General features: G+C 69.2%; 16 protein-coding genes, 1 tRNA gene and 2 pseudogenes. 7 read left to right on the top strand and 12 right to left on the bottom strand.

The window, feature by feature from the left end:
• Positions 1-78: 78 nt before the first annotated feature.
• On the bottom strand, positions 79-2,673 hold the full coding sequence (gene clpB, locus ACFWB8_RS23425; protein ID WP_385230321.1) for an ATP-dependent chaperone ClpB: 2,595 nt from the start codon (positions 2,671-2,673) through the stop codon (positions 79-81).
• A gap of 134 nt (positions 2,674-2,807) precedes the next feature.
• Between clpB and ACFWB8_RS23420 the strand changes: the two genes are divergently transcribed.
• A complete protein-coding gene (locus ACFWB8_RS23420; protein ID WP_385230282.1) occupies positions 2,808-3,221 on the top strand; it encodes a pyridoxamine 5'-phosphate oxidase family protein in 414 nt (137 codons plus the stop codon).
• A gap of 153 nt (positions 3,222-3,374) precedes the next feature.
• Here the strand turns inward: ACFWB8_RS23420 and ACFWB8_RS23415 are convergent, their stop codons facing one another.
• Positions 3,375-3,689: a (2Fe-2S)-binding protein gene (locus tag ACFWB8_RS23415; RefSeq protein WP_385230280.1), complete on the bottom strand. Its 315-nt coding sequence runs from the start codon at positions 3,687-3,689 to the stop codon at positions 3,375-3,377.
• A gap of 288 nt (positions 3,690-3,977) precedes the next feature.
• On the opposite strand from ACFWB8_RS23415, the gene ACFWB8_RS23410 reads away from it, so the two are divergent.
• Positions 3,978-4,991, top strand: coding sequence for a helix-turn-helix transcriptional regulator (locus ACFWB8_RS23410; protein ID WP_385230277.1), 1,014 nt, complete (start codon positions 3,978-3,980; stop codon positions 4,989-4,991).
• A 144-nt stretch (positions 4,992-5,135) separates the two neighbouring features.
• Here ACFWB8_RS23410 and ACFWB8_RS23405 read toward each other — a convergent pair whose 3' ends face one another.
• The 4 genes from ACFWB8_RS23405 to dnaK are packed head-to-tail and all read right to left on the bottom strand — an operon-like array spanning position 5,136 to position 9,305.
• A complete protein-coding gene (locus ACFWB8_RS23405) occupies positions 5,136-5,582 on the bottom strand; it encodes a heat shock protein transcriptional repressor HspR (protein ID WP_385230274.1) in 447 nt (148 codons plus the stop codon).
• Position 5,583: 1 nt separating this feature from the next.
• The gene (gene dnaJ, locus ACFWB8_RS23400) at positions 5,584-6,765 is read right to left on the bottom strand and encodes a molecular chaperone DnaJ (protein WP_385230271.1); all 1,182 of its coding nucleotides are present in this window, start codon (positions 6,763-6,765) and stop codon (positions 5,584-5,586) included.
• A gap of 39 nt (positions 6,766-6,804) precedes the next feature.
• Positions 6,805-7,458, bottom strand: a complete 654-nt coding sequence (grpE, locus tag ACFWB8_RS23395) for a nucleotide exchange factor GrpE (RefSeq protein ID WP_385230267.1) — start codon at positions 7,456-7,458, stop codon at positions 6,805-6,807.
• A complete protein-coding gene (gene dnaK / locus ACFWB8_RS23390; RefSeq protein WP_385230264.1) occupies positions 7,458-9,305 on the bottom strand; it encodes a molecular chaperone DnaK in 1,848 nt (615 codons plus the stop codon). Before dnaK ends, grpE begins: the two co-directional genes overlap by 1 nt.
• Before the next feature lie 286 nt (positions 9,306-9,591).
• Between dnaK and ACFWB8_RS23385 the strand changes: the two genes are divergently transcribed.
• The 4 genes and pseudogenes from ACFWB8_RS23385 to ACFWB8_RS23370 form a co-directional block, all read left to right on the top strand.
• The gene (locus ACFWB8_RS23385) at positions 9,592-10,128 is read left to right on the top strand and encodes a sugar transferase (protein ID WP_385230261.1); all 537 of its coding nucleotides are present in this window, start codon (positions 9,592-9,594) and stop codon (positions 10,126-10,128) included.
• A 110-nt stretch (positions 10,129-10,238) separates the two neighbouring features.
• Complete coding sequence (locus tag ACFWB8_RS23380) at positions 10,239-12,548, top strand: (Fe-S)-binding protein (protein ID WP_385230258.1); 2,310 nt, start codon at positions 10,239-10,241, stop codon at positions 12,546-12,548.
• A 239-nt stretch (positions 12,549-12,787) separates the two neighbouring features.
• Positions 12,788-13,684, top strand: a complete 897-nt coding sequence (locus tag ACFWB8_RS23375; RefSeq protein ID WP_385230255.1) for a Yip1 family protein — start codon at positions 12,788-12,790, stop codon at positions 13,682-13,684.
• A 23-nt stretch (positions 13,685-13,707) separates the two neighbouring features.
• Positions 13,708-13,794: pseudogene (locus ACFWB8_RS23370) on the top strand (IS5/IS1182 family transposase); the annotation flags it as partial.
• Positions 13,795-13,878: 84 nt separating this feature from the next.
• Here the strand turns inward: ACFWB8_RS23370 and ACFWB8_RS23365 are convergent.
• From ACFWB8_RS23365 to dcd, 3 genes are all read right to left on the bottom strand, one after another.
• Positions 13,879-14,403, bottom strand: a complete 525-nt coding sequence (locus ACFWB8_RS23365; protein ID WP_385230252.1) for a GNAT family N-acetyltransferase — start codon at positions 14,401-14,403, stop codon at positions 13,879-13,881.
• A gap of 164 nt (positions 14,404-14,567) precedes the next feature.
• Positions 14,568-15,068 carry a phosphoribosyltransferase gene (locus ACFWB8_RS23360; RefSeq protein ID WP_385230249.1) on the bottom strand — a complete coding sequence of 167 codons (501 nt, stop codon included), beginning with the start codon at positions 15,066-15,068 and terminating at the stop codon, positions 14,568-14,570.
• Positions 15,065-15,652, bottom strand: a complete 588-nt coding sequence (gene dcd / locus ACFWB8_RS23355; protein WP_385230246.1) for a dCTP deaminase — start codon at positions 15,650-15,652, stop codon at positions 15,065-15,067. Before dcd ends, ACFWB8_RS23360 begins: the two co-directional genes overlap by 4 nt.
• A gap of 469 nt (positions 15,653-16,121) precedes the next feature.
• On the opposite strand from dcd, the gene ACFWB8_RS23350 reads away from it, so the two are divergent.
• Positions 16,122-16,195: transfer RNA gene (locus ACFWB8_RS23350), tRNA-Gly, on the top strand.
• A 133-nt stretch (positions 16,196-16,328) separates the two neighbouring features.
• Here ACFWB8_RS23350 and ACFWB8_RS23345 read toward each other — a convergent pair.
• From ACFWB8_RS23345 to ACFWB8_RS23335, 3 genes and pseudogenes are all read right to left on the bottom strand, one after another.
• Positions 16,329-16,481: pseudogene (locus ACFWB8_RS23345) on the bottom strand (site-specific integrase); the annotation flags it as partial.
• A gap of 115 nt (positions 16,482-16,596) precedes the next feature.
• Positions 16,597-17,034, bottom strand: coding sequence for an NUDIX domain-containing protein (locus tag ACFWB8_RS23340; protein WP_385230243.1), 438 nt, complete (start codon positions 17,032-17,034; stop codon positions 16,597-16,599).
• A 30-nt stretch (positions 17,035-17,064) separates the two neighbouring features.
• Positions 17,065-17,610, bottom strand: coding sequence for an SDR family NAD(P)-dependent oxidoreductase (locus ACFWB8_RS23335; protein ID WP_385230240.1), 546 nt, complete (start codon positions 17,608-17,610; stop codon positions 17,065-17,067).
• Positions 17,611-17,621 lie beyond the last annotated feature (11 nt).

The raw sequence follows: 17,621 nt of genomic DNA, 5'->3' as shown, positions 1-17,621 counted from the left end.
CCACCCCCGCACGCGCTATCCGCTCCGGGCGGACAGGCGTAGGGAGCAGGTAAAGGTCCCGGACGGCCGGCGGGCGGCTCAGGGGGCCTTGCCGGCCTTGCCGACCAGCAGGTCCCCGTCCGCCACGTCGACCCGTACGGTGTCGCCGTCCTTGACCTCGCCCGAGAGGATCTCCTTGGCCAGGCGGTCGCCGATCGCCGTCTGGATCAGGCGGCGCAGCGGGCGCGCGCCGTACGCCGGGTCGTTGCCCTTGTCCGCCAGCCAGGCCAGCGCTCCGGGGGTGACGTCCAGGATCAGGCGGCGGTCGGCCAGGCGCTTGGCCAGCCGGCCGATCTGGAGCTCGGCGATGTGCGCGAGTTCCCCGCCGCTCAGGGCGGAGAAGACCACGAGGTCGTCCAGGCGGTTGAGGAACTCCGGCTTGAAGCTCGCCCGGACCACGTCCAGGACCTGGGTCTTCTTCAGCTCCGCCGGGGTGGCCGGGTCCATCAGGAACTGGCTGCCCAGGTTGGAGGTCAGGATCAGGATGGTGTTGCGGAAGTCCACCGTCCGGCCCTGGCCGTCCGTGAGGCGGCCGTCGTCCAGGACCTGGAGCAGGATGTCGAAGACCTCGGGGTGGGCCTTCTCCACCTCGTCCAGGAGCACCACGCTGTACGGGCGCCGGCGCACGGCCTCCGTCAGCTGGCCGCCCTCCTCGTAGCCGACGTACCCGGGCGGGGCGCCGACGAGGCGGGCGACGCTGTGCTTCTCGCCGTACTCCGACATGTCGATGCGGATCATGGCCCGCTCGTCGTCGAAGAGGAAGTCCGCGAGGGCCTTGGCCAGCTCCGTCTTGCCCACGCCCGTCGGGCCCAGGAAGAGGAACGAGCCCGTCGGCCGGTCCGGGTCCGCGATGCCCGCGCGGGTGCGGCGTACGGCGTCCGAGACGGCCCGTACGGCCTCGCCCTGGCCGATCAGGCGCCGGCCCAGCTCGGCCTCCATGCGCAGCAGCTTCTGCGTCTCGCCCTCCAGCAGGCGGCCGGCCGGGATGCCGGTCCACGCGCCCACCACGTCGGCGATGTCGTCGGGGCCGACCTCGTCCTTGACCATGGTGTCCTTGGAGACCTCGGCCTCGGCCTCGGTGGCCTCCGCCAGCTCGTGCTCCAGGGCCGGGATCTCCCCGTAGAGCAGCTTGGAGGCGGCGTCGAAGTCTCCGTCGCGCTGGGCGCGCTCGGCCTGCCCGCGCAGGTCGTCCAGGCGCTCCTTGAGCTCTCCGACGCGGTTGAGGGACTGCTTCTCCTTCTCCCAGCGGGCGGTCAGGCCCCGCAGGTCCTCCTCCTTGTCCGCGAGGTCCTTGCGGATCTTCTCCAGGCGCTCCAGGGAGGCCGGGTCGGACTCGTTCTTCAGCGCCAGTTCCTCCATCCGCAGCCGGTCCACGGACCGCTGGAGCTCGTCGATCTCCAGGGGGGAGGAGTCGATCTCCATGCGCAGCCGGGACGCGGCCTCGTCGACGAGGTCGATGGCCTTGTCGGGGAGGAAGCGGGAGGTGATGTAGCGGTCGGACAGGGTCGCGGCCGCGACCAGCGCGCTGTCGTTGATGACGACCTTGTGGTGGGCCTCGTAGCGGCCCTTGAGGCCGCGCAGGATCGCGATGGTGTCCTCGACGGACGGCTCGGCGACCAGCACCTGCTGGAAGCGGCGCTCCAGCGCCGGGTCCTTCTCGATCCGCTCGCGGTACTCGTCCAGCGTGGTCGCGCCGACCATGCGCAGCTCGCCTCGGGCCAGCATGGGCTTGAGCATGTTGCCCGCGTCCATGGAGGAGTCCCCGCCGGCGCCCGCGCCGACGACCGTGTGGAGCTCGTCGATGAAGGTGATGATCTGGCCGTCGCTCGACTTGATCTCCGCGAGGACGGTCTTGAGGCGCTCCTCGAACTCGCCGCGGTACTTGGCGCCGGCGACCATGGCGCCGAGGTCCAGGGAGACGAGGCGCTTGTTCTTCAGGGACTCCGGGACGTCGCCCTTGACGATGCGCTGGGCCAGGCCCTCGACGACGGCCGTCTTGCCGACGCCGGGCTCGCCGATGAGCACCGGGTTGTTCTTCGTACGGCGGGACAGGACCTGGACGACCCGGCGGATCTCCTGGTCGCGGCCGATGACCGGGTCCAGCTTGCCCTCGCGGGCGGCGGCCGTGAAGTCGGTGCCGAACTTCTCCAGGGCCTTGTACTGGCCCTCGGGATCGGGGGTCGTCACCCGCCGTCCTCCTCGTGCGTTCTCGAAGGCGGCCAGCAGCTTCTTCGCGCTCGCGCCCTGTTCGGTCAGGACCTCACCGGCCGCGCCGCCCTTGGCGGCGATGGCGATGAGGAGGTGTTCGGTGGAGAGGTACTCGTCGCCGAGCCTTCCGGCCTGCGTATCGGCCTCGGCGAGTACGGCGAGCAGGTCGCGGGTGGGCTGCGGGGGCGCGACCGTGGAGCCGGTGACGCTGGGCAGGGCGGCCAGCAGCCGCTCCGCTCCGTTGCGCACGGCGGCCTGGTCGGCCTCGGTGGCGGCGAGGAGGTCGGTGACGTTCTCGTTGTCCTCGCCGGCGAGCAGGGCCACGAGCAGGTGCGCGGGGCTCAGGTCCGCGTGGCCGTCCTTGACGGCCCTGCTGGTGGCCGCGTTCAGCGCGTCCCGGCTCTTGTTGGTCAGCTCGGCGTCCACGTGCGACTTCTCCTCTCCGTACGGGTTCATCAGGCTCGTGCATCAGGCGTGTGCATCGGCCATGGATCTGACATGGACAACGTGCACAAAGTTGAGTCTATTCCACTCAAGGGAGGCGACGTACCCTTCGGCGCATGTCCCATGACGTACTCAACCCGACGCCCGAGTACCTCGCCTTCTGGCAGGAGCGGCACGTCTGCACCCTGACCACCCCGCGCCCCGACGGCACACCGCACGTGGTGCCGGTGGGCGTGACGTACGACCCGCAGGCCGGCCTGGCGCGGGTGATCAGCAACAAGCACAGCAAGAAGGTCCGCAACATCCTGGCCGCGCAGGGCGGGCCGCAGGGCGGCGCGCGGGTCGCCGTCTGCCAGATGGAGGGGCGCCGCTGGGCCACCCTGGAGGGGCGCGCGGTGATCCGTACGGACGAGGCCTCGGTCGCCGAGGCGGTACGCCGCTACGCCGAGCGGTACGGGCGCACACCCTCGCCCAACCCGGACCGGGTGGTCATGGAGATCGCGCTGGACCGGGCCATGGGGCGGGCGTAGCCGCCCGCGCCCGTCACCGGCACGTCTCTCCGCATATTGTCCGGTTCAACTACTGGACGCGGACATCACAACGGCGCCATCGTGGTCAGGTCCACGATGGCGCCGTTGTGTGGGGGTAGCGCCTGAGCGATCTGCAACGACGGGGGAATCGCGTCAGGCACTGCGGGGGGTGGCAGTGGTGATGTCGGGTTCGAAGAGCTGGTGGTCGCGCTGATCCAGATTGACGAAGACCATGCCGTACCTGACCTCGCAGCGGACGGGCTGCGGCGCGCCTCGGGGGCGGCGCAGGCACCGGTAGGCACGGACGTCTTCGTCCTCCTCGCGAACCACGACGATCGGCTGGCCGAACAGGGTGACCATCAACGAATCGCCGACGTGGGGGATGGCGGTGGCCAGGTCTATGAACTGCCAGCCGGAGCGGTATGCCGATGCCATTTCACGGCGAAAGCCGCGGTCGTCGGGGGTCATCAGTCCCAGCCAAGGTCGTTGGTGGACGCACTGGGCACCACGTCCCAGCCGAGATCCGGCTCTCCTGTCGCCACGGCGGGCGCGTCGTTACCCCCCACGTCCCCGCCCACGGCACTGACTGCCCCAAAGACCGCAACGGCGGAGAACGCAATGGCAAGTACCGAGCGAAGCATTCTCTTGTACATGGTCGGCTTCGTCCTCACTTGATGGAAATCTTCTCCCCCGCGTGTCAGACGATGGCTCATTCGGGCACGTCACTGCCACAGGGACGATGCATCATGTTCTTGCATGTTCAGGACCCTGGGGGGTGGAGATTTGCCCATAAACAACACAAAGCCGACACATCCTCACCCCATCACGTCCATGTGCGGTGAGGGAACGCGGCTCTACACGGCAGCGCTGAGCACCGGCCGGGTGGCCCGCAGCGAGGTCGAGAACGCCCCCTGCCTGCTCGAATTCGCCCTTCTGCGACCTGACCCGGATGACGCGAACCAACTGCGCGCGGTTCCACCGTCCGTCGCACTCGCACAGCGGCTCCACCCGCTCGAACGGGAGATTCAGGACCGCCGCCGAGACACCATAGACCTCACCGACGCATTCGAGCCGTTTCTGACCATCAGCGCCCAGACTCCCGCGAACACCCACGCCATCACCGTGCTGGAGGGCTTCGACCAGATCCACGCCGCCCTCGACCAGGCCACCGCCGAGTGCCGCACCGAGGTGCTGACCGTCCAGCCCGGCGGAGCCCGGTCCACGTCCGTCCTCACCGAGGCGCTGGAGCGCGCCGCACCCCTGGTCAACCGCGGGGTGCGCATCCGTACGCTCTACCAGCACACGGTGCGGCACAGCCAGGGCACGCTCGCCTACGTGGACCGGATCTCCGCGGGGAGAGTGGAGATCCGCACCCTCGAAGAACTCATAGAGCGTCTCATGATCTTCGACCGCACGGTGGCCTTCATCCCCACGAGCGACGACCGGCGCACGGCCCTGGAGCTGCGCCACCCGGGCCTCGTCGACTACCTCATCAAGGTGTTCGAGCAGCTGTGGCACCGCGCCGTGCCCCTGACGGCGGAAGTGACGTACCAGCACACCCCCGGCGGCATCTCCGGCGTGCAGCGCTCCATCGCCCAGCTCCTCATCGAGGGGCACGTGGACGAGGCCATCGCGCGCCGGCTGGGGATGAACGTACGGACCTGCCGCGCCCACATCGCGAAACTGGCGGCGTCCCTGGGCAGCGGCAGCCGCGCCCAGCTCGGCTTCCTCATCGCCCAGTCGGGCATCCTCAAGGACCAGGAGCTCTGAGCGGGCCCCAGGCCCGGCCTGAGGCCCTGGAGCGCTCCCACGGGCCCGGGAGGGCACGGCAGGCACGGCAAGGCCCGGCAGGCCCCGGCAGGCACGACGAAGGCCCCGATCGGCTGATCGGGGCCTTCCTGTGCCTCGTACGGGTCAGTCCTGCGGGCGCTTGGGGCGCCACACGACCAGCGCGTTGCCCGGCACCGGCGGCTGGTACGGGACCAGGTCGCGGCGGTACGAGGCGTGGACCTGGGCCTCGCGCTGCTGGAGCACGGCGGCCGCGCCGTCCACCGCCGCCGAGAGCTCGGCGACGCGCTGCTGGAGCGCGGCGACCTGGTTCTCCAGCTCGATGATCCGCTTGATGCCCGCGAGGTTGATGCCCTCGTCCTGGGACAGCGCCTGCACCGTGCGGAGCAGTTCGATGTCGCGGGCCGAGTAGCGCCGGCCGCGGCCGGCCGTACGGTCCGGGGAGACCAGGCCGAGACGGTCGTACTGGCGAAGGGTCTGCGGATGCAGGCCCGAGAGCTGGGCGGCCACCGAGATCACGTAGACCGGTGTCTCATCGGTCAGTTGATAGGGGTTCCGGCGGCGGCCGTCCATGTCATGCTCCCTTCGCGGACTCGAACAGCGCGGCGCGCGGATCCTCCGACCCGGTCGCGTCGCGGTACATCTCCAGCGCCTCGCGCGCCTTGTCGGACAGCTCCGCCGGGACGGCCACCTCGACCGTCACCAGCAGGTCCCCGCGGGTGCCGTCCTTGCGGACCGCGCCCTTGCCGCGGGCGCGCATCGTGCGGCCGCCCGGGGTGCCGGGCGGCAGCTTCAGCGTCACCGAGGGGCCGTTCAGGGTCGGGACCCTGATCTCGGCTCCCAGCGCCGCCTCCGCGAACGTCACCGGCACGGTCACCGTGAGGTTGTCGTCCTTGCGGCCGAAAACCGGGTGGGAGTCGACGTGGACCACGACGTACAGATCGCCGCCGGGTCCGCCGCGCTCGCCCGGAGCGCCCTTGCCGCGCAGCCGGATCCGCTGGCCGTCGAAGACGCCCGCCGGGATCCGGACCTGCATCGTCCGGGAGCTGCGGGCCCGGCCGCTGCCCTTGCAGATGTCACAGGGGGTCTCCGCGATCAGACCGCGGCCCTTGCAGTCCGCGCAGGGGTCGGTCAGCGAGAAGCCGCCGCCGCTGCCGCGCGAGACCTGCCCGGTGCCGACACAGGTCGGGCACACCCGCGGGGTGCCGTTCTTGTCGCCGGTGCCCGAACAGGCCTTGCAGGGGGACTGCGAGGACATCCGGAGCGGGACCGTGGCCCCGTCCACCGCCTCCGTGAAGGAGAGGGTGACCTCCGACTCGATGTCCTGGCCGCGGCGCGGCTGGGTACGGGTCCCCGTACCGGCGCCGCCACCGCGGTTGAACAGGCCGCCGAACACATCGCCCAGGCCGCCGCCGAAGCCGCCGCCCGCGCCGCCCTGCTGCTGCCCGCCGAAGAGGTCGCCGAGGTCGAAGTTGAACGAGCCGCCGCCCGCGCCCGGACCGGGGCGGAAGCCCCCGTTGCCGAACAGCGCGCGGGCCTCGTCGTACTCCTTGCGCTTCTTCGGGTCGCCGAGGATGTCGTTCGCCTCGGAGATCTCCTTGAAGCGCTCCTCGGCCGAGGTGTCGCCCTTGTTGGCGTCCGGGTGGAACTCGCGCGCGAGCTTCCGGTACGCCTTCTTGATCTCGGCCTCGGTGGCGTCCTTCGGGACACCGAGGACCTTGTAGTAGTCCTTCTCCACGAAGTCCTTCGTGCTCATCCCCGGCGTCCCTCCTCTCGCGTTCCTACTGGTTCAGCCTCAGCCCTTGTCGGGGGCATCCGCGTCCTTGTCCGACGGCGCGTCTCCGTCCGCGGACTCGGACTTGGGGGTCGCGCCCGGCTGGGGCTCGGCCACCGCGACCCGTGCGGGACGGATCGTACGCTCGCCGATCCGGTACCCCGGCTGCAGAATCGCCACGCACGTCGTCTCGGTGACGTCCGGCGCGTACGAGTGCATCAGGGCCTCGTGGATCGTCGGGTCGAAGGGCTCGCCCTCCTTGCCGAACTGCTGCAGGCCCATCTTGGCCGCGGCGGTCTCCAGCGATTCGGCCACCGACTTGAAGCCGCCGACCAGCTCGCCGTGCTCCCGCGCCCGGCCGATGTCGTCCAGGGTCGGGAGGAGCTCCGTCAGGAGGGACGCGACCGCGATCTCCTTGACGGCGATCCGGTCCCGCTCCACCCGACGGCGGTAGTTCTGGTACTCCGCCTGGAGCCGCTGGAGGTCCGCGGTGCGCTCGCCGAGCGCGGTACGGGCCTGGTCCAGCTGCGCCAGCACGGCCACATCCTGTGCGCTTGCGTCCCCAGCCGGGGCCGCCGCCTCCTCCGCGGAGGCGTCGGCGGCCTTCGGCTCGTCGGGCGTGCCGTCGACGGGGACTTCAGGCTTCTCGTCGAAGCCCGGGGTCTCCTCCGACATCAGGCAGCGCCGCCCTTCGGCTTCTCGTCGTCGACGATCTCGGCGTCGACGACGTCATCGGCGGCGTCCGGGGCCTGCTGGGCACCCTCGGCGCCCGCGGCACCCTGAGCGGCCTGGGCGTCGGCGTAGATGGCCTGGCCGAGCTTCTGGCTGACCGCGGCGACCTTCTCGGTCGCGGTGCGGATCTCGGCGGTGTCCTCGCCCTTGAGCTTTTCCTTCAGCTCGGCGATGGCACCCTCGACCTCGGTCTTGACCTCGGCCGGGACCTTGTCCTCGTTGTCCTTGACGAACTTCTCCGTCTGGTACACGAGCTGCTCGGCCTGGTTGCGGGTCTCGGCGGCCTCCTTGCGGCGGAGGTCCTCGTCCGCGTACTGCTCGGCCTCCTGGCGCATGCGGTCGACCTCGTCCTTGCCGAGCGAGGAGCCGCCGGTGACGGTCATCTTCTGCTCCTTGCCCGTGCCGAGGTCCTTGGCCGTGACGTGCATGATGCCGTTCGCGTCGATGTCGAAGGAGACCTCGATCTGCGGGATGCCGCGCGGGGCCGGCGGCAGACCGGTCAGCTCGAACATGCCGAGCTTCTTGTTGTACGCCGCGATCTCGCGCTCGCCCTGGTAGACCTGGATCTGCACGGACGGCTGGTTGTCCTCGGCCGTCGTGAAGATCTCGGACCGCTTGGTCGGGATCGTGGTGTTGCGCTCGATGAGCTTGGTCATGATGCCGCCCTTGGTCTCGATGCCGAGGGACAGCGGGGTCACGTCGAGGAGCAGGACGTCCTTGACCTCACCCTTGAGCACACCGGCCTGGAGGGTGGCGCCGATGGCGACGACCTCGTCCGGGTTGACGCCCTTGTTGGCGTCCTGACCGCCCGTGAGCTCCTTGACGAGCTCGGCGACGGCCGGCATACGGGTGGAGCCGCCGACCAGGACCACGTGGTCGATCTCGGACAGCGCGATGCCGGCGTCCTTGATGACGTTGTGGAACGGGGTCTTGCAGCGGTCGAGCAGGTCCGAGGTCAGCTGCTGGAACTGGGCGCGGGTGAGCTTCTCGTCCAGGTGCAGGGGGCCCTCGGCGGAAGCCGTGATGTAGGGCAGGTTGATCGAGGTCTCCGTGGAGGAGGACAGCTCGATCTTCGCCTTCTCGGCGGCCTCGCGCAGACGCTGGAGCGCCATCTTGTCCTTGGCCAGGTCGACGCCGTGGCCGTTGGCGAACTGCTTCACGAGGTAGTCGACGACGCGCTGGTCCCAGTCGTCGCCACCGAGGTGGTTGTCACCGTTGGTGGCCTTGACCTCGACGACGCCGTCACCGATCTCGAGGAGCGACACGTCGAAGGTGCCGCCGCCGAGGTCGAAGACGAGGATGGTCTGGTCGTCCTTGTCGAGGCCGTAGGCCAGGGCGGCGGCCGTCGGCTCGTTGACGATGCGCAGGACGTTCAGGCCCGCGATCTCGCCGGCCTCCTTCGTCGCCTGGCGCTCGGAGTCGTTGAAGTAGGCCGGGACGGTGATGACCGCGTCCGTGACCTTCTCGCCCAGGTACGCCTCGGCGTCGCGCTTCAGCTTCTGCAGGATGAAGGCGCTCATCTGCTGCGGGTTGAAGTCCTTGCCATCCAGGTTGATCTTCCAGTCAGTGCCCATGTGGCGCTTGACGGAGCGGATGGTGCGGTCCACGTTCGTGACCGCCTGGCGCTTCGCCACCTCGCCGACGAGGACCTCGCCGTTCTTGGCGAAGGCGACGACGGACGGCGTGGTCCTGGCGCCCTCGGCGTTGGTGATGACGGTGGGCTCGCCGCCTTCCAGAACGCTGACGACGGAGTTAGTGGTGCCCAGGTCGATGCCGACCGCACGTGCCATTTTGATTCCTCCAGCTGACTTGAGTGGAACAGACTCAAGGATGCCGCAACGCCGCGCTGACGTCAACAGACCTGAGCCGGGGGGGCTCAACCTTTAGGTCGCCCTTAGGCGCAACTAACGCTGGCGAGGCCGAAAGACCGCAGGTGGCATCGGCCACGATCCAGCCCCGCCGGCGTTTGAGGCGCGGGGTCTGGGGCGGAGCCCCAGGGGCGGCGGCGCGGCCGAACGGGGCACCGGGGCCGCGCGGCATCCGAAGACCGCCGGAGGCGTACGGCACGGTGCTGGCATGCCGCCCACTCTCACCGCTCCTCGCGTACGGGTACCCGCCGCACCGCCGGCCAAGCGGATGCTCGACCTCCTCGGGGCGGTGGCCCTGCTGGCCCTGCTCGGCCCACCGCTCGCGGCGGTCGCCGGACTGCTGTACGCGACCCGGGGCGCCCGGGCCTTCGTACGGGAGCCGGCCGTCGGCCTCGGGGGCCGCCCCTTCCGCACCTGGCGGCTGCGCACGGACGCCGGCGCGGGCCGCCTCGGCGCCGCCCTGGAGCGGTGCGCCCTGGACGCGCTGCCGCAGCTGCTCAACGTGGCGCGGGGCGAGATGTCGCTGGTCGGGCCGCGCCCCGGAAACAACGCGGCGGACCGGCCCGAGCGGCTCCTCGTACGGCCCGGGATGACCGGGCTGTGGCAGGTGAGCGCGCGCTCGGACCTCCCGTGGGAGGAAATGGACCTGCTGGACCGGCACTATGTGGAGAACCACTGGCTGGGGATGGATCTGGCGATCCTCGCGCAGACCCCGCGGGCCGCCTGGCGACAGAGGCGAGCCTGAGCGACGCAGATCACCGCGCGCTCGGCTACATTGCGGCGTCGGGACTGGGTAACCTCAAGCCTTGACTGGATAAGTTACCGCTTAGTAAGTGCCGCCCGAGGAGCCCTCCCATGCAACTCGCCGCGATCATCGTGTCGCTGGTCCTGACCGTGCCCGGCGTCGCGCTGCTCGCCCGAGCCGTGGCGAAGATCTACCGGTTCGTCAAGCTCGGCCAGCCCGTCCCCGCGGGCAGCCGCACGGACCGCCCGAAGGCCCGTACCCTCACCCTGATCAGGGAGTTCCTCGGCCACAGCCGGATGAACCAGTGGGGCATCGTCGGCTTCGCGCACTGGTTCGTCGCCATCGGCTTCCTGACGCTGCCGCCCACCCTGATCCAGGCGTACGGGCAGCTCTTCAAGGCCGACTGGCTGCTGCCGCTCATCGGCGACTGGCTGCCCTTCGAGCTCTACACCGAGCTCATCGGCCTGATGACCGTCGTGGGCATCGTCATCCTCATCGGGATCCGGATGCTCAGCCTGCCCTCGCGGGCCGGTCGCAAGTCGCGCTTCGCCGGCTCGAAGTCCGGGCAGGCGTACTTCGTCGAGTCCGTGATCATCACCATCGGCCTCGCGATCCTGACGCTGCGCGGCCTCGAGGGCGCGATCCACCACGTCGACAGCTACGAGCCGGCGTACCTCGCCTCGTACCCGCTGGTGCTGGCCTTCAAGGGGCTCTCGCTCAGCGCGCTGCAGAACGCCATCTACTTCACCGCGATGGTCAAGATCAGCGTCTCGCTGATCTGGATGATCGTGGTCGGCCTCAACACCAACATGGGTGTGGCCTGGCACCGCTTCCTCGCCTTCCCGAACATCTGGTTCAAGCGCGAGGCCGACGGCTCGACCGCGCTCGGCGCCCTGCAGCCCATGACCAGCGGCGGCAAGGTGATCGACTTCGAGGACCCGGGCGAGGACGACGTCTTCGGCGTCTCCCAGGTCGAGCAGTTCTCCTGGAAGGGCATCCTCGACTTCTCCACGTGCACCGAGTGCGGCCGCTGCCAGTCGCAGTGCCCGGCCTGGAACACGGGCAAGCCGCTGTCCCCCAAGCTCCTGATCATGTCGCTGCGCGACCACGCGCACGCCAAGGCCCCGTACCTGCTGGCAGGCGGCGGCAAGGACATGGAGGGCAACGAGAAGGCCACGGCCGAGCAGTTGAAGGACGTCCCGGCGTCCGCCCTCGCCGAGGCCGAGCGCCCGCTGATCGGGACCGCCGAGGAGAACGGCGTCATCGACCCGGACGTGCTGTGGTCCTGCACCACCTGCGGTGCGTGCGTGGAGCAGTGCCCGGTCGACATCGAGCACATCGACCACATCGTCGACATGCGCCGCTACCAGGTGATGATCGAGAGCGCGTTCCCGTCGGAGGCGGGCACGATGCTCAAGAACCTGGAGAAGAAGGGCAACCCCTGGGGCCTCGCCAAGAAGCAGCGGGTGGAGTGGACCAAGGAGGTCGACTTCGAGGTCCCGATCATCGGCAAGGACGCGGAGGACCTCTCCGAGTTCGACTACCTGTACTGGGTCGGCTGCGCGGGCGCCCTGGAGGACCGGGCCAAGAAGACCACGAAGGCCTTCGCGGAGCTGCTCAACATCGCGGGCGTCAAGTTCGCGATCATGGGCGGCGACGAGAAGTGCACCGGCGACTCCCCGCGCCGCCTGGGCAACGAGCCGCTGTTCCAGCAGCTCGCCCAGGAGAACGTGGCCATGCTGAACATGGCCTTCGGTGAGGACGACGAGGACGAGTCGACGAAGAGGCCGAAGTCGGCGAAGCGGATCGTCTCGACCTGCCCGCACTGCTTCAACACCATCGCGAACGAGTACCCGCAGCTCGGCGGCGAGTACGAGGTCATCCACCACACGCAGCTGCTCCAGCACCTGATCGACGAGGGCCGCCTCACGCCGGTCACCCCGGTCGACGGCCTGATCACGTACCACGACCCGTGCTACCTGGGCCGGCACAACAAGGTCTACACGCCGCCGCGCGAGATCATGTCGGCCGTGCCGGGGCTGCGGCAGCAGGAGATGCACCGCCACAAGGAGCGGGGCTTCTGCTGTGGCGCCGGCGGCGCGCGGATGTGGATGGAGGAGCGGATCGGCAAGCGCATCAACAACGAGCGTGTCGACGAGGCCCTGTCCCTGAACCCGGACATCGTGTCGACGGCGTGCCCGTTCTGCCTGGTGATGCTGACCGACTCGGTGAACGGCAAGAAGAACGAGGGCCAGGCCAAGGAGTCCGTGCAGGTCGTGGACGTGGCGCAGCTGCTGCTGGACTCGGTGAAGACGCCGGAGCCGGTGGGTGCGGTGTCGCCCGACGAGGCGGGGGCGGGGGCGGAAGCGGTGGCGGAAGCCGCCACCGACGAGGCCGAGGCCGAGGCCGAGGCCAAGTAACCCGTAGTCCTTAGTCCTTGGTCCTTGGAACACGAGACGGCCGGTCCCTGCTGAAGGGGCCGGCCGTTCTCGTACGTCGAAACACGTGACGAAGGGCCGCAGACCGCGGCGCGGGCACCTGACCCACCCCGAGGACGCCCCTCGGGTACCCCCTAGGGGATGTCACAGGTCAGCCGCAAAGGGTGCTTCTTCCGGCAGCCCGGCCACCGGGCCCCGCCGGAGCAGGTACTTTCGATCACGTGGCTGGATTCAGGATCGGACGCGGCCGGGACAACAACCGCGCCCCGCAACAACCCCCGCAGCAGCAGCCGTACGGTCAGCAGCAACCGCCGTACGGCCGGCAGCCCTACCCGCCCGCCGGTCCGCCGGCGGCCCCGCAGCAGCAGTGGCCGCAGCAGGGCGCGGGCCACGGCGAGCCCGAGTACTTCGACCCGTACGGGCACCAGGGCGGATACCCGGGCGGGCACCAAGCCGGGCACCCGGGCTCGTACGCGAACGACAACCCGGGGCACACCCAGGCCTTCGTCTACGGCGAGGACCCCTACAGCCAGGGCGCGACGTACCAGGCGGGTGCGGCCGCGGCCGGCCCGACGGGTCCGCGGCTGCCGTGGAAGGAGCTGCTGCGGGGCATCGTGGTGCGCCCGGGGCCGACCTTCCTGCAGATGCGCGACTACGCCGTCTGGGGCCCGGCCCTGCTCGTGACCTTCCTCTACGGACTGCTCGCGGTCTTCGGCCTCGACGACGCCCGCAAGGACGTCATCAACGCGACCCTGGCCAAGGCCGTGCCGATCGTGCTGTCGGCGGGCGCGGCCTTCGTGATCTGCGGGCTGGTCCTGGGCGCGGTCACGCACACGCTGGCCCGCCAGCTGGGCGGCGACGGGGCGTGGCAGCCGACGGTGGGCCTGTCGATGCTGGTCATGACCCTCACGGACGCGCCGCGGCTGCTGTTCGCGGTGTTCCTCGGCGGCGACAACATGTTCGTACAGGTGCTGGGCTGGGCCACCTGGCTGGTGGCGGGCGCGCTCTTCACGTCCCTGGTCAGCAAGTCGCACGACCTGCCGTGGCCGAAGGCGCTGGGCGCGTCGGCCATCCAGCTGGTCGCCCTGCTGTCGATCATCAAGCTCGGCACGATCTAGTACGTGTCCGACGAAACGTTAGTGGAAGAGGACTCGGGCGGTCGCGCGGCGGGCTGACCAGCAAAATCCACCCCGCCTGCGAGGGCGGGCTGCGCCCGCTGGCCCTTTCCACGGCACCGTCACCGTCGCGGCGATCCGGCTACGGCTACGGCTACGGCTACGGCTACGGCTACGGCTACGGCTACGGACCTGAACTACTGGGCCGGGGAACCTTTTGGGTCGATGATGTCTTTCGCCAGGAGATCGAGCAGCAAGCTGTCGCGCCATACGCCGTCGCGGTCTTTCCAGAACTCCCGGAACACGCCGACTCGTCGGAAGCCGATCTTTTCATAGCAGGCGATGGCCGGGAGGTTGTCGGTGGCCGGGTCGATCATCACGCGGTGGTGTCCGCCGGGGCCCAGCAGCCAGCGGACCAGGGTAAGCAGTGCATCGGAGCCGTAGCCGCGACGGTGGTAGTCAGGGTGGAGGAACATGTCGATGCCCGCCTGATGCGTGATGGGCGTCTCGTCCTCCCACCACTGAATCATCCCGACAGCGGACCCATCGGCCACAATCGCCAGAGTCTGGTGATCGGACTTGGCAAGGTCTCCCTCGACGTCCGGCCAGCCGTTCCCCCACCACTGGGCGACCTCCTCGGTCGCCAGTGCGGCACGGAAGAAGGACGCGTCAGCGGAAGTAGCACGCCGAAGCGCCACGGAGTGCCCTGCGAGTGTCTGCATAACGGACATTCTTCACCATACCCACCCCGACAGTCGGAGGGGGTGGGCACCAGGCCAAAACATCACAGGACCCACCGGACTCGGCCTAGTACGCGCTGTGACCCGAAAGGCCCGCCACGCGAGGATCAGCGTGGCGGGCCTTTCACGATCACGTCCATCCGAGGTCAGGCGTCGAGGACCTGGCCCTCACGCTTCACGACGGGCGGCTCGACCGACCAGGGGAAGTTGATCCACTCGTCGGTCTTCTTCCACACGTACTCGCACTTCACGAGCGAGTGCGACTTCTCGTAGATGACGGCGGAGCGCACCTCGGCGACGTGGCCGAGGCAGAAGTCGTGCACCAGCTTGAGCGTCTTGCCGGTGTCGGCGACGTCGTCCGCGATCAGCACCTTCTTGGCGGTGAAGTCGATCGCCTCGGGCACGGGCGCCAGCATGACCGGCATTTCGAGGGTCGTACCGACCCCGGTGTAGAACTCCACGTTCACGAGGTGGATGTTCTTGCAGTCGAGCGCGTACGCCAGTCCACCGGCGACGAACACCCCGCCGCGGGCGATGCTGAGGATGATGTCGGGCTCGTAGCCGTCGTCGGCGATGGTCTGCGCCAGCTCGCGCACGGCGCGCCCGAATCCCTCGTAGTCGAGGTTCTCGCGTACTCCGTCACTCATGCCTCGTGCCTCACCTGGGTGCGGTGGAAGTTCTGGAAGGACCGCGAGGCGGTCGGCCCGCGCTGGCCCTGGTACCGGGACCCGTACCGATCGCTGCCGTACGGGAACTCCGCGGGCGAGCTGAGCCGGAACATGCACAGCTGCCCGATCTTCATGCCCGGCCAGAGCTTGATCGGCAGGGTGGCGAGGTTCGACAGCTCGAGGGTCACGTGGCCCGAGAAACCGGGGTCGATGAAACCGGCGGTCGAATGCGTCACCAGGCCGAGGCGGCCCAGGCTGGACTTCCCCTCCAGTCTGGAGGCGATGTCGTCGGGCAGCGAGATGACCTCGTACGTCGAGGCGAGCACGAACTCACCCGGATGCAGGATGAAGGCCTCATCCCCGTCGGGCTCGACCAGCCGGGTCAGATCGGCCTGCTCGATCGCGGGGTCGATGTGCGCGTAGCGGTGATTCTCGAACACCCGGAAGAACCGGTCGAGACGTACATCGATGCTGGAGGGCTGCACCATCGACTCGTCGAAGGGGTCGATGCGAACCCGTCCGCTGTCGATCTCGGCCCGGATGTCTTTATCAGAGAGAAGCACGTCCCGAGGATACGCAGAGCGCGCGGGCCGCCCCAATCGAGCCGGGCCCCCGCGCGCCCCCGGCGCTAGCGCTTGACCGCTGCCCCCACGGGCACGGCGTGCCTGAGCCGCGCGCACCGCGGACACCGCAGCAGCCGTCCCGGCCCGATCCGTCCGGCACCGAGGTGCTGCAGCGGGAACGAGGCGGTACTGAAAACGTGCCCTTCGGCACAACGGACGACGGTGTGCTCCATCGAGTCCCTTTCCCCAACGAGCTGTACAGCGACTAATCGCCACATTAGGGGATGATCGGGACCCACTCCAGCCACCACTCCAGCCACCGCTCCGCCCCCTCAAGGTACGCCCCAACTCCCGCCCCCACGAACGTCCGTGCACCCGACAAACAACAACGACCTCCGGGCAAATTCACCGGAGGTCGATCATGGGGTAGAGTGTGCAACGATACGGCTCCAGGCAACTGGAACGCTGTGCGGATGTAGTTTAATGGTAGAACATGAGCTTCCCAAGCTTATAGCGCGGGTTCGATTCCCGTCATCCGCTCCATAGCAAAGCCCCAGGTCAGCGACCTGGGGCTTTTGTGTTGCCCAGACCTTTCTCATGGTCCCGTGCCAGATCCGTGCCAGATGCCTTGGTCCTCATGGCACGCACCCGTGCATCGATCCCCGCTGCAAATTCAGAACCTGAACGTCTTCGACATGCCGACCTTCACCCGCGCCCTGGCCCACTTCCGACCGAGCGTCGTACGCCGGAACGGCGCACCCTTCTCCCCCACGAAGACGAGACCCTCGGGCCCCTTCTCCGCGTACCACTCGACGTGCCGCCGCAGTTCTTAGCCGCCCCGGGCGGCGGCTTTCCCCCTCCCCTGCGGGAACTGGCAGGCAACACCAGCCGGGGCCAACACATTTCGGTGCTGGCCCCGGCGGCATGCTCGCGCAGCCGTAGGGCTACACCGCGGCCTCGTCGACGAGAGTGCCGGCGCTGATGGCGCCCCGCAGGACGTGGGCGATCTCCTCGGGCTTGAGGTCGATGCCGTCGAGCCCCTCCACGGTCAGCGGAATCTCCTCCAGCGCGTATTCGCCGCGTCCCTCGGCGCTGAACTCGGGGCCGGTCCGGTCCTCGAAGGACCACGTGGCGATGCGGGCGAGGTAGAAGAGCTGACGCTCGTCGTCGGACTCCATCGTGTGCAGGAGACGGACGATGTCGGCCTTCCCCGCGATCTCCTCGTGGATCTCCCGGTGCAGAGCCGCTTCCCTGGACTCATCGCTCTCCTCGACCCCGCCGCCGGGCAGCACCCAGTACACGGGGGTTCCGGGCTTGGTGCGGCGGATGACCAGCATCGTGTCGTCCGCGGTGACGAGGACGGCTCGGACTCGTTCGATCATGTCGGTCTGTCTCCTTGCTTGTTGACGGTCTCAGTGCAGCAGCCAGCCGCCGTCGACGTGGACGGATTGCCCAGTGATGAACGACGCGGACGGGCCGACGAGGAACGCCACCAGGGCCGCCACGTCTTCGGGGCGTCCGCGTCGCGGGACGCACTGGCGGTTGATCTGGTCTTCCGGGCGGGCGCGGTGGTGGGCGGGGATGGCGGTTTCCGCTTCCACCTCGATAGCGCCGGGCAGGACCGTGTTCACGCAAACGCCGTACGGACCGAGCTCTCGGGCCAAGGAACGGGTCAGGCCTAGAAGGCCCGCCTTGGCGGTGCTGTAGGCGACGAGGTTGGTGCGGCCGGCGCCGGCGTTGACGCTGCCGATGTTCACGATCCGGACCCAGCGGCGTTCGATCACGCCGGAGGTCAGAGCGTGGCAAGTGCGGTAGTGGGCAGTGAGGTTCACGTCGAGGAAGTAGTTCCAGGCGGCTTCGTCGGTGTCCTCCCAGGAGACGCGGGGATAGGAGCCGGCGTTGTTGACGAGGATGTCGGGTGACGGCGTGCCGTCTGAGTCACACGACGGACCAACCATTCAGCTCCGGC

This window comes from Streptomyces sp. NPDC060031 (genome assembly GCF_042736805.1).
Taxonomy (GTDB): domain Bacteria; phylum Actinomycetota; class Actinomycetes; order Streptomycetales; family Streptomycetaceae; genus Streptomyces.
Note: the sequence above shows the minus strand (reverse complement) of the source record. Positions and strands in the feature narration are given on the sequence as shown.

Excerpts from the sequence above, each read along its gene's own strand:
- ACFWB8_RS23335 (WP_385230240.1), bottom strand. The coding sequence starts at position 17,610 with ATGGTTGGTCCGTCGTGTGACTCAGACGGCACGCCGTCACCCGACATC.
- dnaK (WP_385230264.1), bottom strand. The coding sequence starts at position 9,305 with ATGGCACGTGCGGTCGGCATCGACCTGGGCACCACTAACTCCGTCGTC.
- ACFWB8_RS23405 (WP_385230274.1), bottom strand. The coding sequence starts at position 5,582 with ATGGACGGCCGCCGCCGGAACCCCTATCAACTGACCGATGAGACACCG.
- grpE (WP_385230267.1), bottom strand. The coding sequence starts at position 7,458 with ATGTCGGAGGAGACCCCGGGCTTCGACGAGAAGCCTGAAGTCCCCGTC.
- ACFWB8_RS23380 (WP_385230258.1), top strand. The coding sequence starts at position 10,239 with ATGCAACTCGCCGCGATCATCGTGTCGCTGGTCCTGACCGTGCCCGGC.
- dnaJ (WP_385230271.1), bottom strand. The coding sequence starts at position 6,765 with ATGAGCACGAAGGACTTCGTGGAGAAGGACTACTACAAGGTCCTCGGT.
- ACFWB8_RS23420 (WP_385230282.1), top strand. The coding sequence starts at position 2,808 with ATGTCCCATGACGTACTCAACCCGACGCCCGAGTACCTCGCCTTCTGG.
- ACFWB8_RS23365 (WP_385230252.1), bottom strand. The coding sequence starts at position 14,403 with ATGCAGACACTCGCAGGGCACTCCGTGGCGCTTCGGCGTGCTACTTCC.
- ACFWB8_RS23340 (WP_385230243.1), bottom strand. The coding sequence starts at position 17,034 with ATGATCGAACGAGTCCGAGCCGTCCTCGTCACCGCGGACGACACGATG.
- ACFWB8_RS23385 (WP_385230261.1), top strand. The coding sequence starts at position 9,592 with ATGCCGCCCACTCTCACCGCTCCTCGCGTACGGGTACCCGCCGCACCG.
- ACFWB8_RS23410 (WP_385230277.1), top strand. The coding sequence starts at position 3,978 with ATGTTCAGGACCCTGGGGGGTGGAGATTTGCCCATAAACAACACAAAG.
- ACFWB8_RS23415 (WP_385230280.1), bottom strand. The coding sequence starts at position 3,689 with ATGACCCCCGACGACCGCGGCTTTCGCCGTGAAATGGCATCGGCATAC.
- ACFWB8_RS23360 (WP_385230249.1), bottom strand. The coding sequence starts at position 15,068 with ATGAGTGACGGAGTACGCGAGAACCTCGACTACGAGGGATTCGGGCGC.